The organism is Actinomycetota bacterium, from assembly GCA_005888325.1.
In the GTDB taxonomy this organism is placed as follows: Bacteria; Actinomycetota; Acidimicrobiia; order Acidimicrobiales; family AC-14; genus AC-14.
The window spans coordinates 3,586-17,981 of the sequence record VAWU01000002.1 but is presented as its reverse complement, the minus strand read 5'-3'; the positions used below and the strand labels follow the sequence as shown (position 1 = coordinate 17,981).

The 14,396-nt window shown below is 70.0% G+C and carries 17 protein-coding genes and 1 pseudogene; 11 read left to right on the top strand and 7 right to left on the bottom strand.

What is annotated here, in order from left to right; translation table 11 throughout:
* Positions 1-93 precede the first annotated feature (93 nt).
* Positions 94-861, top strand: a complete 768-nt coding sequence (locus tag E6G06_00400) for a hypothetical protein (protein ID TML93899.1) — start codon at positions 94-96, stop codon at positions 859-861.
* A 41-nt stretch (positions 862-902) separates the two neighbouring features.
* On the opposite strand, the gene modA is transcribed toward E6G06_00400, so the two are convergent.
* Both modA and E6G06_00390 read right to left on the bottom strand, forming a co-directional pair.
* Complete coding sequence (gene modA, locus E6G06_00395) at positions 903-1,766, bottom strand: molybdate ABC transporter substrate-binding protein (GenBank protein TML93898.1); 864 nt, start codon at positions 1,764-1,766, stop codon at positions 903-905.
* Between the two features lie 44 nt (positions 1,767-1,810).
* Positions 1,811-2,791 carry a hypothetical protein gene (locus E6G06_00390; GenBank protein TML93897.1) on the bottom strand — a complete coding sequence of 327 codons (981 nt, stop codon included), beginning with the start codon at positions 2,789-2,791 and terminating at the stop codon, positions 1,811-1,813.
* Positions 2,792-2,910: 119 nt separating this feature from the next.
* On the opposite strand from E6G06_00390, the gene E6G06_00385 reads away from it, so the two are divergent.
* The 7 genes and pseudogenes from E6G06_00385 to E6G06_00355 all read left to right on the top strand — a co-directional run bounded on the left by E6G06_00385 (position 2,911) and on the right by E6G06_00355 (position 8,590).
* On the top strand, positions 2,911-3,735 hold the full coding sequence (locus E6G06_00385) for a thioesterase family protein (GenBank protein ID TML93896.1): 825 nt from the start codon (positions 2,911-2,913) through the stop codon (positions 3,733-3,735).
* Positions 3,736-4,044: 309 nt separating this feature from the next.
* Entirely contained in the window at positions 4,045-4,878 is an 834-nt protein-coding gene (locus E6G06_00380; GenBank protein ID TML93919.1) for an alkaline phosphatase, read from the top strand.
* Between the two features lie 48 nt (positions 4,879-4,926).
* A complete protein-coding gene (locus tag E6G06_00375) occupies positions 4,927-5,409 on the top strand; it encodes a carboxymuconolactone decarboxylase family protein (GenBank protein TML93895.1) in 483 nt (160 codons plus the stop codon).
* 184 nt (positions 5,410-5,593) lie between these two features.
* Positions 5,594-6,100, top strand: a complete 507-nt coding sequence (locus tag E6G06_00370) for a hypothetical protein (GenBank protein TML93894.1) — start codon at positions 5,594-5,596, stop codon at positions 6,098-6,100.
* 56 nt (positions 6,101-6,156) lie between these two features.
* Positions 6,157-7,488 carry a hypothetical protein gene (locus E6G06_00365; GenBank protein ID TML93893.1) on the top strand — a complete coding sequence of 444 codons (1,332 nt, stop codon included), beginning with the start codon at positions 6,157-6,159 and terminating at the stop codon, positions 7,486-7,488.
* Positions 7,485-7,646 (top strand): annotated as a pseudogene (locus tag E6G06_00360) (D-2-hydroxyacid dehydrogenase family protein). Before E6G06_00365 ends, E6G06_00360 begins: the two are co-directional and overlap by 4 nt.
* A gap of 137 nt (positions 7,647-7,783) precedes the next feature.
* The gene (locus tag E6G06_00355; GenBank protein TML93892.1) at positions 7,784-8,590 is read left to right on the top strand and encodes an alpha/beta hydrolase; all 807 of its coding nucleotides are present in this window, start codon (positions 7,784-7,786) and stop codon (positions 8,588-8,590) included.
* A 41-nt stretch (positions 8,591-8,631) separates the two neighbouring features.
* Here E6G06_00355 and E6G06_00350 read toward each other — a convergent pair whose 3' ends face one another.
* The 5 genes from E6G06_00350 to E6G06_00330 all read right to left on the bottom strand — a co-directional run bounded on the left by E6G06_00350 (position 8,632) and on the right by E6G06_00330 (position 11,750).
* A complete protein-coding gene (locus tag E6G06_00350) occupies positions 8,632-9,825 on the bottom strand; it encodes a DUF1679 domain-containing protein (protein TML93891.1) in 1,194 nt (397 codons plus the stop codon).
* Between the two features lie 55 nt (positions 9,826-9,880).
* Positions 9,881-10,165 carry a hypothetical protein gene (locus E6G06_00345; protein TML93890.1) on the bottom strand — a complete coding sequence of 95 codons (285 nt, stop codon included), beginning with the start codon at positions 10,163-10,165 and terminating at the stop codon, positions 9,881-9,883.
* 100 nt (positions 10,166-10,265) lie between these two features.
* Positions 10,266-10,799 carry a hypothetical protein gene (locus E6G06_00340; GenBank protein ID TML93889.1) on the bottom strand — a complete coding sequence of 178 codons (534 nt, stop codon included), beginning with the start codon at positions 10,797-10,799 and terminating at the stop codon, positions 10,266-10,268.
* An 11-nt stretch (positions 10,800-10,810) separates the two neighbouring features.
* Complete coding sequence (locus E6G06_00335; GenBank protein ID TML93888.1) at positions 10,811-11,140, bottom strand: helix-turn-helix transcriptional regulator; 330 nt, start codon at positions 11,138-11,140, stop codon at positions 10,811-10,813.
* Positions 11,141-11,192: 52 nt separating this feature from the next.
* The gene (locus tag E6G06_00330) at positions 11,193-11,750 is read right to left on the bottom strand and encodes a dihydrofolate reductase (protein TML93887.1); all 558 of its coding nucleotides are present in this window, start codon (positions 11,748-11,750) and stop codon (positions 11,193-11,195) included.
* A gap of 122 nt (positions 11,751-11,872) precedes the next feature.
* Here E6G06_00330 and E6G06_00325 point away from each other — a divergent pair, with 122 nt between their 5' ends.
* The 3 genes from E6G06_00325 to E6G06_00315 form a co-directional block, all read left to right on the top strand.
* Positions 11,873-12,613 (top strand): SDR family oxidoreductase, encoded by a 741-nt coding sequence (locus E6G06_00325; GenBank protein ID TML93886.1) that lies wholly within the window; start codon positions 11,873-11,875, stop codon positions 12,611-12,613.
* A 375-nt stretch (positions 12,614-12,988) separates the two neighbouring features.
* Entirely contained in the window at positions 12,989-13,432 is a 444-nt protein-coding gene (locus E6G06_00320) for a signal peptidase II (protein TML93885.1), read from the top strand.
* 700 nt (positions 13,433-14,132) lie between these two features.
* Positions 14,133-14,396, top strand: a 264-nt coding sequence (locus E6G06_00315; GenBank protein ID TML93917.1) for a pyridoxamine 5'-phosphate oxidase family protein, incomplete at its 3' end; no start/stop codon positions are given.

Genomic DNA, 14,396 nt, shown 5'->3' with positions numbered 1-14,396 from the left:
AACATGACGCTCGGTTGCTTCCTCACCGCGGAGAGTCGAAGCGGTCCGCGCCCACGGGTCGCGCTCCGCCGCTCGCGCACGTAGAGTCCGACGATGGACGTCGGAGGAGAGATCCGCCTCGGCAGCGCGCTCTTCACGTTGGTCGAGCCGCACCCGGGACACGAGGTCGCGTACAACCGGTGGTACGAGCGCGACCACTTCTACGCCGGGTGCCTGGTCGGTCCCTGGCTCTTCGCCGGCCGCCGGTGGGTTGCGACGCGCGCCCTGAAGGATCTCCGGTTCGGTGCGCAGCCCGACCTCCTCGGGGGCGAGCGGCGGGGCTCCTACCTCGCGATCTACTGGGTGGTCGACGGCAAGCACGACGAGCACTTCGACTGGGCGCTCGACCAGGTGAAGTGGCTGCACGCCAACGGCCGCATGTTCGAGCACCGCGACCACGTGCACACTTTGCTCTACCGGTACGAGTGGTGCGCCGACCCCGGCGGACGGGGCGTCCCGCCGGAGCTCGCCCTCGACCACCCGTACGCCGGGCTCGCCGTCACGATGATCGAGCGGGCCGAGGGCGTGGGCACCGACGTCGTGCGCGAGTGGTGGCAGGAGACGGGTACGTCCGAGCTCTCGCTCGCGTTCGCTCCCATCCCCCTGCCCCCCGGCGCCCCGGTCACGCAGCCGGGGCTCGACCGACTCGAGCGACGCACGCTGCTGCTCGGGTTCAGCTCCGATCCGCCTTCGGAGCGGTGGCGCGCGCACCGCGCCGCGTGCGAGTCGGCGGCATCGCGCGCGGTCGGCCGGGTGGTGTGGTCGGCGCCGTTCGTTCCCACCGTGCCGGGCACCGACGCGTACACCGACGAGCTGTGGTGACGCCCGGCGGCTAGCGCGCGCTCGGCGGGCGCCCCGCGGGGTCACGGACCGCCGAACCCGAAGTCGGCGAAGACCTGCAGCGCGTCGTCGGAACGCACGAACCTGACCCACGCGTCCGCGGCCTCGCGGTGCTGTGTCTGCTTGGTCACGGCGATCTGGTACAGAGCCTGGAGATCGCTGTCGGCGGCGCTGTCGATCGGCACAGCCTGGGCCGCGTCGCCCGCCGCCTTCACCTCGCCCGAGGTCACGATGCCCGCGTCGACGTCGCCGCGCGTGACGTGGGAGACGACCGCCTTCACGTCGGCTTCCTGCACCTTGGGGCTCGCGGTCACGCCGGCCTTCGTCAACGCTTTGGCCGCGAGCATCCCGTACAGCACGCCGGGAGTGCACATGGCGAACGTCACGCCCGGCTTGCCGAGATCGGCCAGACCGGTGATGCCCTTGGGGTTGCCCTTCTGGACGAGGAGGGTGAGCACGCTCCGGGCGATGGGCAACGCGTCACCGACCTTCCCTGCGGCGATGACCTTCACCATGTCGGCGTCGTCGCCGGCGACGAAGACATCGGCCGGCGCGCCGTCGTTGATCTGCTGCGCCAGCGCCGAGGACTCGCCGAAGGTGAAGTTCGAGACGACCCTCGCGTTCGGATTCTTCTTCTCGAACGCCTTGCCCAGCGCGGTGAAGACCTCGGTCAACGATGACGCGGCGAAGACCTTGAGGTCGCCCCTCACCTCGGTCTTGGGGAAGGTCGTCGTGGTGAACTCGGGAAGGTTGCCCCCGCCCTTGCTGCCGCCACCACACCCGACCGCGACGAGCAGGATGGCGAGGAGCGAGACGAGAAGCGGACGCGGTCGGCCCGGCAACGCAACTCGTCGCCCGGTGGGCCGGCACCTCGACGTCGCACTCATGTGCGGGGAAACTAGCAACAAGGGTTTCGCGGGTGGGTGCGGGGCTAGGCCGGCACCGCTTCGAGCGTGGCGAACGGGAACATCGCGACATCGCTTCGGAGCCGGTCGAGGGCCTCGGCGCGGTCTTTGAGGTAGCGGTCGAAGAAGTCGAGGCTGACCTGGGCCACGAGATGGAAGTCGGGGGGCCCGCCGCGGTAGGGCGTCGAGTGCGTCCCGCCGTGGATCGTGACGAAGAATTTCGGCGGCCGAGCGGTCCGGAAGACGTCGTGGCCCGCTGCGATCGGGAAGGAGAAGTCGGCGTCACCGTGGAAGAAGAGGACTGGCTTCGCGGGACGCCCTGTGAAGTAGCTGCCGCCTGTGAACGGCGGCGCGATCACCGACTCCAGGACCACCGCGTCGATCCGATCGTCGGCACAGCAGGTGTTGAACGCTGCCGCGAGCGCAGTGATGGCTCCCGACGAGTGACCGTCCACTGCCACGTGACGGATGTCGACCTCCTTCGGCAGCTCGGCATGCATGCGCGTGATCACGAACGAGACGTCGGCCGGCTGGTTCTGGATGTCGGCGGTGACGCTGGCCGTGCCCCGAACCGTGAGTGGGTGTCGCGGAGCGGCCACGACGTACCCGGCCCGGGCCCAGATTCGCAACGATGGCTCGTACTGCTGCGGTTCGCCGTTCTGGCCGTGGCTGAAGACGATCAGGGGGAAGGGCCCGCGAGCCGCCGGGGCATCCGGCACGTCCGCGTCCGACGGCTGTCCTTCGGCGGGATACCACACGTTCGTGACGATGGAGCGGCGGGGAGCGTCGGGCCGGGTGTCCTTGACGTTCAGTGGCCGGCTCTCGTCCACGAAGGCGAACGTGCGCACCCCCACTGCGTACGGCCCCGTCGTCTGCTGTGCCGCGCTCGGGGGCGTCGTCACCGTCGGCTTGGAGTGACGCGCCGCCGTCTGCGGTTTGTCGTCGTGACCGCACGCGACGGCGACGAGCATTGCGACAAGCAGCACGGCCGGGATTCGCCGGGTCACCCGCCAACGCTACGACACCGCGATGGTCGCGCCGGCGCGTGCGCGCCTCTGTCGGGTGTCGAGCGGCCCGGGCGGAGAACATACAGCGAGCAGCCTCCCGGCAAGGCAAGATCGCCGCCATGGGCGACCTGGCCGCGGATACAGCTGTGCAAGGCGCGGACGGGCGTTTCGTCGCGGACCTGTCGTCGGAGTGGGAGATCTGGGGGCCGAGCGGGGGCTACGTCGCTTCGGTCGCGCTCCGCGCCGCGGCCGCCCATGCCGGCTTCGAGCGCCCTGCGAGCTTCAGCTGCCACTTCCTCTCCGTGGCGCGCTTCGAGCAGGTGCAGATCGACGTGCGGACGCTCCGGACGAGCCGGCGGGCCGAGTCGGTGGCCGTGTCGATGAGCCAGGACGGCACCGCCGTGCTGGAGGCCATCGCCTGGTTCGTCGCGTCCGGCGACGGGCTCGTCCACGACCACGCGGCCATGCCCGACGTCGCACCGCACGACGGCCGCCCGTCCGTCACCGAGCTGCTGCCGCCGGACGAGCCTTTGATCTATCCGTTCTGGATCAACCTCGATCACAAGCCGCTCGAATGGTGGCCGAACCCGGCCGACCGGCCGGCGGGCGAGCCGGTGTTCCGCGGCTGGTACCGGTACACGCCGGTCGCGACGTTCGTCGATCCGGCCGTCGACGCGTGTCGGTCGTTGATCCTGCTCGACACCATGAGCTGGCCCGCGGCGACGCGTGGGCACCCGCACGACCTCGGCTGGATGGCACCGACCCTCGACCTCGCCGCGCAGTTCCACCGATCGGAGCCCTCGGTGGAGTGGCTGCTCGCCGACGGTGTGGCTCCGATCGCCGAGGACGGGCTGATCGGCTTCCGTTCCCATGTGTGGGCGGACAGCGGCGCGCTCCTCGCCTCGGGCGCGGGCCAGCTCCTCTGCCGCCCGATTCGAAGGTGAGACCCGCGGGGCCGGCGCACGGGTGCGTCCGGAGCCCTCGACCGGCGCGGTAGGGTCGCCCACTTCGCGAGTGGAGAGGTGAGAGCTCTGCGGGGGAACACCCTGCCGTCCAGAACGCTCGGGGTGACGTGTGCCCTCGGCGCCCTGCTCCTCGCGCTGCTCTCGTCGTGCAAAGACGGCAGCCGCCCGGCGGCGAGGACTCGCGCCCGGACGCTCGACCCGACGACCACCGCGCCGCTGCCCACGACCTCGCCGTCCACGACCTCATCGGTGGTGGTGGCTCCGCCCCCGCCCGGCGGCGACGCGACGATCGTGGCCGCGGGCGACATCGCGTGTGATCCGACGGATGATCACTACCGCGGGGGCTCGGGCGCGGCGAGCGAATGTCACCAGCGCGCCACCGCGGAGCTGGCGGCGGCCCAGAACCCGACCGCCGTGCTGCTGCTCGGCGACATCCAGTACGAAAGCGCAACCATCCAGGCGTTCCGCGGCTCGTTCGACCCGATATGGGGGCGCCTCAAGCCCATCAGCCACCCGGCGCCGGGCAACCACGAGTACGTGAAGGGCGACGCTCCCGGCTACTACTCCTACTTCGGGCCCGCCGCGGGCCGTGCCGACCAGGGGTACTACAGCTTCGACATCGGTTCCTGGCACGTCATCGCGCTGAACTCGAACTGCACCAAGGTCCTCGGTGGTTGCTCGAGGAACAGCCCCCAAACCACGTGGCTGCGAGCGGATCTGGCCGCGCACCCCGCCGCATGTACCCTCGCCTTCTGGCATCACCCACGGTTCAGTGCGGGCACCCATGGCAACGACCCGCGCACCGACCGGATCTGGCGCGCCCTGTACGACGGCGGCGCCGACGTCGTGCTGGTCGCCCACAATCACGACTACGAACGCTTCGGTCCGCAGGATCCCGACGGCCGGGCCGACGCGACGCGGGGCATCCGACAGTTCGTCGTCGGCACCGGGGGCAGGAACCTGGCGCGCTTCCGGACGGAGGCGCCCAACAGCGAGGCGCGCAACGCCGAGACGTTCGGAGTGCTGCGCCTCGACCTGCACAGCTCCGGCTACGACTGGCGGTTCGTCCCGGAGCCGAAGCCGGGAAGCTTCACGGACTCCGGCTCAGACGTCTGTCGCTGACCCCGCCGCTCCGGCATGAGCGTTCGCCGGCCAACGTAGAATTTCGCGATGGCGCGAATCGACGTTCCCGAGGGGCCGGGCGGCGACGCGGCGATGCTGTGGTCGCTTCGGCCCGACATGGCCGGGATGGTCGACCGGATGATCACGACCGCGTATCGACGCAGCATCCTGCCCGCGGCAGAGCGGGAAGTCGCCAGGATGCGCGTCGCCCAGCTCAACGCATGCGGCGCGTGCTCGACGTTTCGTGCACCGTCGGTTGTCGCGGCCGGCGTCACCGACGACGTCTATGACCACCTCGATGAGTATCGGACGTACCCGGGGTACACCGAGCGGCAGCGCCTCGCGATCGAGTACGCCGAGCGTTTCGTCACCGACCACCGTGCGATCGACGATGAGCTCTTCGCGCGGCTGCACGGTGAGTTCACCGACGCCGAGGTCCTCGACCTGACCTTGTGCCTGGCGGTGTATCTCGGCCTGGGCCGGTCGCTTGAGGTCCTCGGGATCGACGAGAGCTGCGCGCTCGACGTGTGAGGGCGGTCCGGACCGGCGGAGTGCTTGGGGGGGCTCCGTCCGGCCCGGACCGCGGGACATTGTCACTCTCGGTGAACGTTCTCGCACATTCGGCGCGCAAGCCGCACGAACAGGCGTTCGCCGGGGTGCCGCCCGCCGCGTCGTCGGGCCATCATGAGGCGCCCCCCGAGCGAAGGCGAGGCAGATGCTCAAGGACTTCTACCTCGCGTTCGCGTCCGTGTGCTTCACGCTGCTCGGCCTCTGGATCATCGTGGTCCAGACACGCCATGCGGAATGGCGCCGGAGCGCGATCCACCGTCGCCGTGCCTATGGCGTGTCGTTGCACTTCGCGCTACCGGGCCTGATGAGCCTGCTGTCCCTCGTCGACCCGGCCAGCACCGATCTGTGGCGCGTCGCGTTCGCGATCGTAGCGGCGGGGGGCGCCGCCGCGCTGGTCGCGGTGCGGGGGTCCGCGCCGAATCTGCTCGGAGCCGCGACGTACGTGGCGGCGATCGTGCTGTACGTGCTGATCGCCCTCGTCGCCATCGCGCCGGGCGTCGTCGGCGACCTGCAGGTCTCGGCCCGACCACTCCGGGTCGAGGCGATCTTGCAGACCCTGGTGGTGTTCCTCGGAGCGAACGTCGCCTGGCTGCTTCTGTTCGACGATGTTCAAGCGACCGAGGCGCAGCCCGTCACGGAGCTCGAGCGCTGACACCTCCGTCGCCGCCACCGCCGAGGCGGGCGCCCCGTTGGCGGGCGCCGGAGCTCTTGTCGCTCGACCCGCTCGACAGCCCGTGCCTGCATGCTGCGTTTCCCGGTCTGCGCGGCGCGCTTCGCGCCGAGGCGATGGGCGCCGACCTGCAGGACGGGCTCCTTCGCGACGGGATAACGGTCGACGAGTGCGTCCCCGGAAAGGCGCAATACCTCGGCGCGGCGGGTTGCAGCCTTCGCTTCGACATCGCCGTGCGAGGTCCGGAGGGCAACCCCCCGCTCCGGCTGCTCGTGCTGGGGCGCCTCCTGGAGGACGACGAGGCAGTCGAGCGGTATCAGGCCGAGATCGCACCACCGGCGGAGGCCATGGCCGAACGGCCGGAGGCGGCGCCCTTCGCCCGCCTCGTCGCCCCAATCCGCGACCGGCTCGTCGTCCACCCCTTCCCCATCGACGCGGACCTGCCGACGCTGGTCGGTGCCACCGATCGTGCGCTCGCGGCCGAGGTGCTCGACGCGCCCGCGAAGAGCTGCTCCATCGCGCTCGTGCAGTACGGCCGGCGGCACCGGTGCGTGCTTCGGTACCAGCGCGACGATCGTGACCCTCCGACCTGCGTGTACGGAAAGGTGTACGCCGACGACCGCGGCGCCCGCGTCGAACCGATGGTCGCTGCCCTGGCGACCGCCGTACCGCACACGGTGCTGGTCCCCCGCGTCCTGGGCTATCGAGCCGATCTCCGCCTCTCCCTGCTCGAGGCGCTTCCCGGCCAACGCGCGCCGGCGGGCGCGGTGGTCGACGACGCGGCGCGCATCGCCGCCGCGCTGCACCGGAGCGACATCGCCGTCGGTGCGGACCGCTCGATCGACGCCGAGCTGTCGGACCTGCACGATGACGTGCTTCTCGTACAGCACATCTCTCCCGAGGTAGGCGCGTTGCTCCTCGACCTCCTCGCCACGATCGCGGTTGCGGCAGAGAATTCGGAGCGCCTGCCACCGGTGTTCAGCCACGGCGACTTCACCCCCTCCCAACTCCTCACGGGCGAACGACGGTGCGGTCTCGTCGACTTCGACTCGATCGCTCGGGCCGAGCCCGCCCTCGACCTGGGCCAGTTCCTCGCCTACCTGCGCATTGCGATGGCCAAAGCCGAGCCCTCGGCCGGACGCGACGGAGCCGATCGACCGGCCGAAGGCTTCCTCGCGACCTATGTGCGGGCCGCGGACGCCGAGGCCGGCGAGGGCGCGCTCCGCGCCCGCGCCCGGGTGTACGAGACCATCAGCCTGCTCCGCTGCACCGCGCACGCGTGGCAGCAGCTCAAGGCGACGCGCGCGCAGACCGCGCTCGCGATCCTCCTCCAGCAGGTCGGACGTCTGCGCGGAGGCAGGCTCGCGTGAAGGTCTCGATTCTGGACGACTGGTTCGACACACTCCGGACGCTGGACTGCTTCGACAGGCTCACGGATCACGACCTCACGGTCTGGAACGACCACGTCGAGGACGTTGATCTGCTGGCAGACCGGCTCCGCGACTGTGAGGCGCTCGTGTTGATCCGCCCCGACGTGCTGACCCACGCGCGGGAACACCGGTGATCGTGGGCGCGTCGAGTTGGCAGTGAACGAGGTTCGCTACCGCGAGGCAGAGCGGCGGCTGTGGGAGTCGGTCGGGGTCGAACCGATCGAGCAACGGGTGCATCTCGGCCGCACCGGCGTCACGGTCCCACGGGGCCTCCAACAGCGGTTCGAGCTGGGCTCCTCTGGTTGCCCGCCTCGAGGGGTTTCGCCGCCTGATCCTGGACCGGCCGGGCTGCGGCCTCAGCGATCCACTCGCCACCGGGCTCGACGACGTCGCGCGGCTGGGCGCGTTCGCCGACGGGCTGATCGTCGATGTGCTCGACGCGCTGGGGCTCGACCACGCCCACGTCGTCGCCACGTCTTTCGGCGGCTACATCGCCCTTCGCACCGCGGCGGCGCACCCTGATCGGATCGGCCGCATGGTCGAGTTCGGCTGGACGATCGGGGCGCCGATCGCCCGGCTGCCCGTGATCATGCGGTTGGCCGGCGTGCCGGTCGTGGGTCGCCTGCTCGCAGCTGTACCACCCAACGAACGAGCGGTACGGGCGCTGTTCCGCCACATCGGTCTCCGCCAGGCCCTCGACGCGGGACGCGTCTCCCAAGAGATGCTCGACTGCTATCTGGCGCTGTTGCGCGACACGCACACGATGCGCAACGAAATTCGAGCCGGTCCGCGCGTGCTTCGCCCGCTACGCGGGATGGACGACCGTGTGCTCCTGTCCCCGACCCTCCTGGCCAAGATCGACACACCGCTGCATTTCCTCTGGGGCGAGGAGGATCCCTTCGGCGGCGCAGAGATCGCCCGGCGGTTCGTGGCGCAACTTCCGAACGCGGAGCTCGAGCTCGTGCCCGGCGCCGGCCACGCAGTGTGGATCGACGACCCCGACCGTGCCGCGACGACGACGCGCCAGTTCCTCTGCACCTGATCGACGCTGCCCCGCCACGCTGCTCCTGTCGCGCCGACGCGTCAGGGCAGGAACTCGTCGCTGCCGAGCTCCAACACCGCGGAGAACGAGCGCGTGGCCATGGCCGTCAGCAGCTCGCGGCCCCGCTCGTTGGCCGGGTCCATGGCACCCGCCCCGGTCACGGGATACACGGTGTTGGTCAGTGCGCAGCGCCGGTACTGGGCCCACGCCACTTCGAACGAGTAGGCGGGGAGCTCGCCTCCCACCTGGCCGCCAGTGGCGTCGACCAGCCGGTCGTACCACCCGCGCACGAGCTCGTCCTCGTGGGCGCGGCGTTCCTCGACCGCCATCGACTGGCACAGGAAGTACGCCACGTCGCTGACCGCGGGGCCCCGATAGCTGATCTGCCAGTCGATCACCGCCAATCGGTCCGCGCCCGTCGCGGCGTCGTCGAACAGCAGGTTGTCGACACGGAAGTCGCCGTGGCAGATCGTGACGGGTGCCTCGGCCATGCCGACGCGCATGAGGTCCTCGAACGCCCGCTGCACGCGTTCGCCGATCTCGAGCGCGGTTGGGGGCAGTGCATCTCCGAGCCGCTCGACGAACAAGGGCCACGCGTCGCGGTACTGCTGGCCCGCCGCGAGGTTGATGGGGTCGTCGAGCCGGGGCATCCAGTCGAGCCCGTCGAGCGCGGGCGACCCCCACCAGGTCCCGTGCAACGTCGCCAGTGCTCCGAGGGCCTGCGCGGCCCGTTCGGCCTCTACCCCGGCGACCTGGCTGATCATCGTGCGGCGGCTGAGATCCTCGAGCAGCAGCCCGAACGTGTCGGCCGCAGTGTCGATGTGGTTCCAGTAGCAGCGTGGTGTCCGCAGGCCGAGCTTGTCGCCGATCTCCCGGTAGAAGCGGCCCTCGCGCTCGTAGAAATGGAAGTGGTCGCCGACCGCCCGGTTCTCGGGGTACTGCGACGGGATCTTCAGCACGACGGTGCCCGGCGCGCCCTCCGCCTGGCCCTCGTAACGGAGCGACAGCCGGGCGAGCTGACCGACGATCCCGACACCGATGCCCATCGGCTCGTGCTCGACCTCCGCCACCCGCGTGTCCTGCCCGATCGCACCGCCCGCCCGGAGCGCGGCGGTGACGAACGCAGGCGTCGCCTCTTCAGTCGTCAGCGGAACGTCGACCATTCCCCTCCTCGATCGCGCGGGGCCCAAGGGTAACGGCACCGCACACGACATCACCGGCCCGGCGTCCGTCACCGGGGCGATCGTGGTCGAGCCGGCCCACGGCGGGCGCGGCGCGGTGGCACTACAGCTAGCTCTTGACGGCTCGCTCGGCCCGACTTGCCGCCCGGTCGATGCGCCGGGTCGCTCTGCCGCGGACCCGGCGGACGCGGAAGCGACCGCGGTTCCAGAACCGGCCCAACTTCCGCTCTGCCTTCTGAGCCGAGCGTTCGATGCGGCGCCGGCTCTTCCGTGTCCGCCGCTTCGCTCCGCCCAAGGCCTCTTCGACGTTGTCGATCACGCTGTCGACCGCGTGGCTCGCCAGGTCTCGTACCTCGTCGATGGCCTTTTCCGCCCGCTTCCGTCGCCTGCCCACACGTCCTCCCTTCGTCCGCGGCTTCGGAGCCTAGGGCGCGACGCGTGACCTCCGCTTCCCGCGGGCGCCCGTTCGAGCGAACCGACCGGGGTTGCAACCGTCAGCTTCGCGTGAGGACCGCAGCGAGACGTTCGAAACGCGGGTCGTGATCACCGGCGATGCGGCCCACCCAGCGCAGTACCTCCGCGACGTCGATCGTGACGTCGTTGGCGAGCATGGCGTCGATGTCGACCCAGTCCTTGGGTCGGTTGTAGACCGCCTTGCAGATGATGAGGTGCTCCGGACCGAGGATGGTGATGGACGCGTCGGCGAACGGAACCGTCCGTCTGGCTCTCTCGACTGCCTGGTGGAAGCGGTCGTACGCGAAGAAGAGGTCGATCGGCGTCGCGTCCCACATGACGCGGGCTTGGCCGTCGCGCCGCACCAAGTCGGCGACTGCGGGATCGTCTGCCGCGGCTCCGAGGTCAGTGAGCGGCACCCCGACCTCGGAGAAGCGCTCGGCGGGGATGAACAGGTTGAGATCGATGTCGATCGTGGCGCGCGGCTCGGCGTAATACGCGAGCGCGAGGGCGCCGCCGAACGCGTGAGGGATCGCCACCAGCGCGCGCTCGAGGGCGAGGACGCGCTGCGACATCGACAGCATGCTCACGAGGACACGAGCCGTGGGCCGCGCAGGAAGCGCGAGCGGCGACGCACCGGGATGGCGTCGGCGAGCGAGAGAACGTCGAGCAGTCGTCGGGCATGCTCCTCGATGCTCTGAGGCGGCGGAAGATCGGCCGTGGCCGGGACCGCCTCGAGCCGCAATCGTTCGCCACCCGCCTCGACGAGCTTGCGCAGCGTGCCGTAGGTCGGGTCGCGGCGTCCGTGCTCGTAGGCCGAGACCACCGGTTGCGACGTGCCGGCGCGCCGAGCCAGCTCGACCTGACTCAGTCCCCGCCTTCGTCGCACCGCCCTGATGAGCGCGGCAGGTTCCATGAAGCGAGTATATCGCTTTGTCTATATCCTCGGTTGGAGGCCTCAGGGGCCCTCACGGGCGCCGGTAGCGGAGGAGGACCACGCCGTTGCCGAAGGCCCGGGTCTCCGCGAGCCGGAGCTCGACCTTGGCGTCCGACGGCTGGAACATGGGCTTGCCCCGTCCGATCACGATCGGGTGGACATAGAGCCTGTACTCGTCGATCAGGTCGCGTCGCATGAACGCGGCGGCAAGGTCGGCCCCGCCGAGCGCCAGGTCTCCGCCAGGCTGTGCCTTGAGCTCCATGATCTCCTCGGCGACGACGTCTCGGACCACAACGGCGTTCCAGTCGGCCCGCGCCAGCGTCCTGGAGAACACGATCTTGGGCATGTCGCGCCAGATGCGTGCGAACTCGATCATGACCTCGGTGCTCGCCGGGTCCGTGTCGGCCGTCGAGAACCCGGCCATCAGCTCGTAGGTGACGCGGCCGTCGAGGAAGGCGCCCATCGCGCCCAGCTGCTCGTTGAAGTGGCGGTGCAGCTCGTCGTCGACCATGTGCCAATCGAGCTCGCGGTTCGGTCCCTCCATGAAGCCGTCAACGGACACCGACATCATCCAGATGAGCTTTCTCATCGCGCTTCCCTCAAGTGCGGTAGGAGTGTGTTGTACTCGATCGACCCCCGCCTCGATGGAGGGAAGCGCATGAAGAGTTACGACACAACCAGGTAGCCGTCGTCACGGGCGCGTCGTCGGGCATCGGGCGTCGCTTGGCGCTGGATCTGGCCGGCCGCGGCGCAACCGTCATCGGTCTGGCCCGCCGTGAGCACCTGCTCGCGGAGCTGGAACCCGGCCTGAAGGCCTCCGCAGCCGCGAGCCAGACGATCTCGTGCGACGTGTCCGACGTCGACAAGTTCACCGAGGTGTTGGGACGGATCGAGCGCGACCACGACCGCATCGACATCCTCGTCAACAACGCGGCGGTCGAGCAGCCGTCGCCCGTCGACGCACCCGACGGCCGCCTCGACACCTATCGCCGCCTCTTCGAGACGAACGTCTTCGCGGTCGTCGCGGGAACGTTGGCCGTCCTGCCCGGCATGCTGGCGCGGCGCCGCGGCATCGTGGTCAACGTCTCCTCCGACACGGCTCGGGCGCCGGAACCGAGGCATGCCGCCTACGCGGCCACCAAGGCGGCCGTGGCCGGCTTCACCGAGAGCGTGGCTCACGAGGTGGCCGCCCGCGGCGTGCACGTACACGTGCTCTACCCGGCCTGGGTCCCGACCGCGATGGGGATGTCCGGCATCGGCCCGGACGACGCCCTCCCGCCCAAGCCGGTGCGCCGCACCGAGGCGCAGGTGTCGGACCTGCTGCTCGAGCACATGGGCGGCGAGAGGATGGAGATCAACGCGGCCTGGCTCCCGCAGATGGCGCCCATCGGGCGAACGCTCCTGCCCCGCACCTATCAGCGCAGCATGCGCAAGCGATTCGCCCGCTCCTGAGCTTCGCCCGAGGCGATCTCGTCGCCGGCGCGGCAGCGCGCTCGCTTCCACTCCTCTGACGTGCGGTCAAGGGAGAGCGAGCCGCGCGCCGTCACTGTGCCGAAGTGTCGCCAACTTGACACTTGTAACGACGCGCTCGCGACAGACCCGCGGGCCGTACGAGTTCACGATGGACCTCGATCGACTGACCACGTCATCCAGAGGAGGTGACCCACATGCGCAGCATCGCCCGCAAGACCGCCCACTTCCTCGCCCTGGCGGCTCCCGTCGCGTTTCTCGTCGTCGAGACCGCCGGCTTCTACCACCCGTAACAAAACGTCACGGCCCGCCGGTCGGGAACCCGAGCGGCGGGCCGTCGCAACCAGAGGAGCAGCGATGAGCCACCACAGCCGTACGCAACAGATCTTCGCCACTGCGGTTCTCGTGACAGTAGCCGACCAGCTCACCAAGGCCGTTGCCGGGGCGCTGCGCGCGGGAGCGATCCTGCCCGTGCACAACCCGGACTACAGCCTGGGCCTGGTCTCGGGTGCGACCCCGGTGCTCGTGTTGGGTTCGCTGGTGGGCCTGGTCGCCTTCGGGGCCCACGTCGTGCGGCGCAGCGCCCACGGCCTGCTCGCCCCCTGGGTGTGCGGCCTGCTCATCGGTGGCGCCCTGTCCAACCTGGCCGACCGGGTGGTCCTGGGTGCGGTACGGGACTTCCTGGCCACCCCCTGGATCGTGTTCAACCTGGCCGACATGGCGGTGTTGGTGGGCATCGGCGCCTACCTCCTCGCCCGGCTTCGGCCACCCGTCGCTGCGTTCGCGGGAGGAGGTGACTGATGCGCACGACCCGTCGTCTGGGCGCCGTCCTGGCGCCGCTGAGCGCGGTGGTCTTCCTGCTGGTGGAGACCGCTCCCCGCCTCAACTGGTAGTCGCCTGCACGTCACACCGTCTTTTGAAGAGGAAGGAGAACGCGATGAACAAGCTCTGCCGTCTGGTCACCCCGCTGGTGGTGCTGGCCGGTCCCGCCGCCTACCTGGTGGCCGAGACCGCGCCTCGCATCAGGGTCTGACCGGCCCGCAGCTCGGCGGTGGGGAGGCCGTGGGCGCGTCGCCGAAGTGCGCGTGCCCACGGCCGCCGGGCGTTGCTGGGCGCGTTCGCGTAAGGGTTGGCGTGAGCAAGTCCGGCGATTCGATCTTCCCGTGCAACCTGATCGGCCACGGCAACCGCGCCAGCGTGCTGCCTGCTGAGTACGACAAGCGGCCAGTTCGAGCGGCCGGGGCGGATTACCCCGTGGAGTACCTGCTTTCGGAGAATATGTAAGCGCGAGCGGGAGGCCACTGCGGTGCTCGGCGACCATCAGTTCAGTGGCGGCGTCGGCATCACTAGTCACGCGCAACGGCCCGAAGCCGATCGACCTACTGAGCTCTCTGTTAGCAGATCGCGACCGCGCCAATGTCGTTGAGTGCGCTGCTCGCACCACCGACCCACGCACACGCGCGATGACTTTCGCGATCGCTGCACGTCTGATCCACGAGATATGGCGGGGCAGCGGAAGGAGAATCCTGTGGAGATCATCAATCTCGGTGAGGCCGACGGGCTGCCGCCGGTGGACTGGGCTGCTGTTGTCGACAAGCTCGAGTCGGGCTCGGCGCCGGCTCCAGACGCGATGAACTCTCGTACGACGTGGCTATGCACCGTCAACGAGGACGGCAGCCCGCACGTAACCGCTGTGGGTGCGGTCTGGCTGGACGGCGCGTTCTGGTTCCAGACCGGGGCAGGTACGCGGAAGGGACGCAATGTC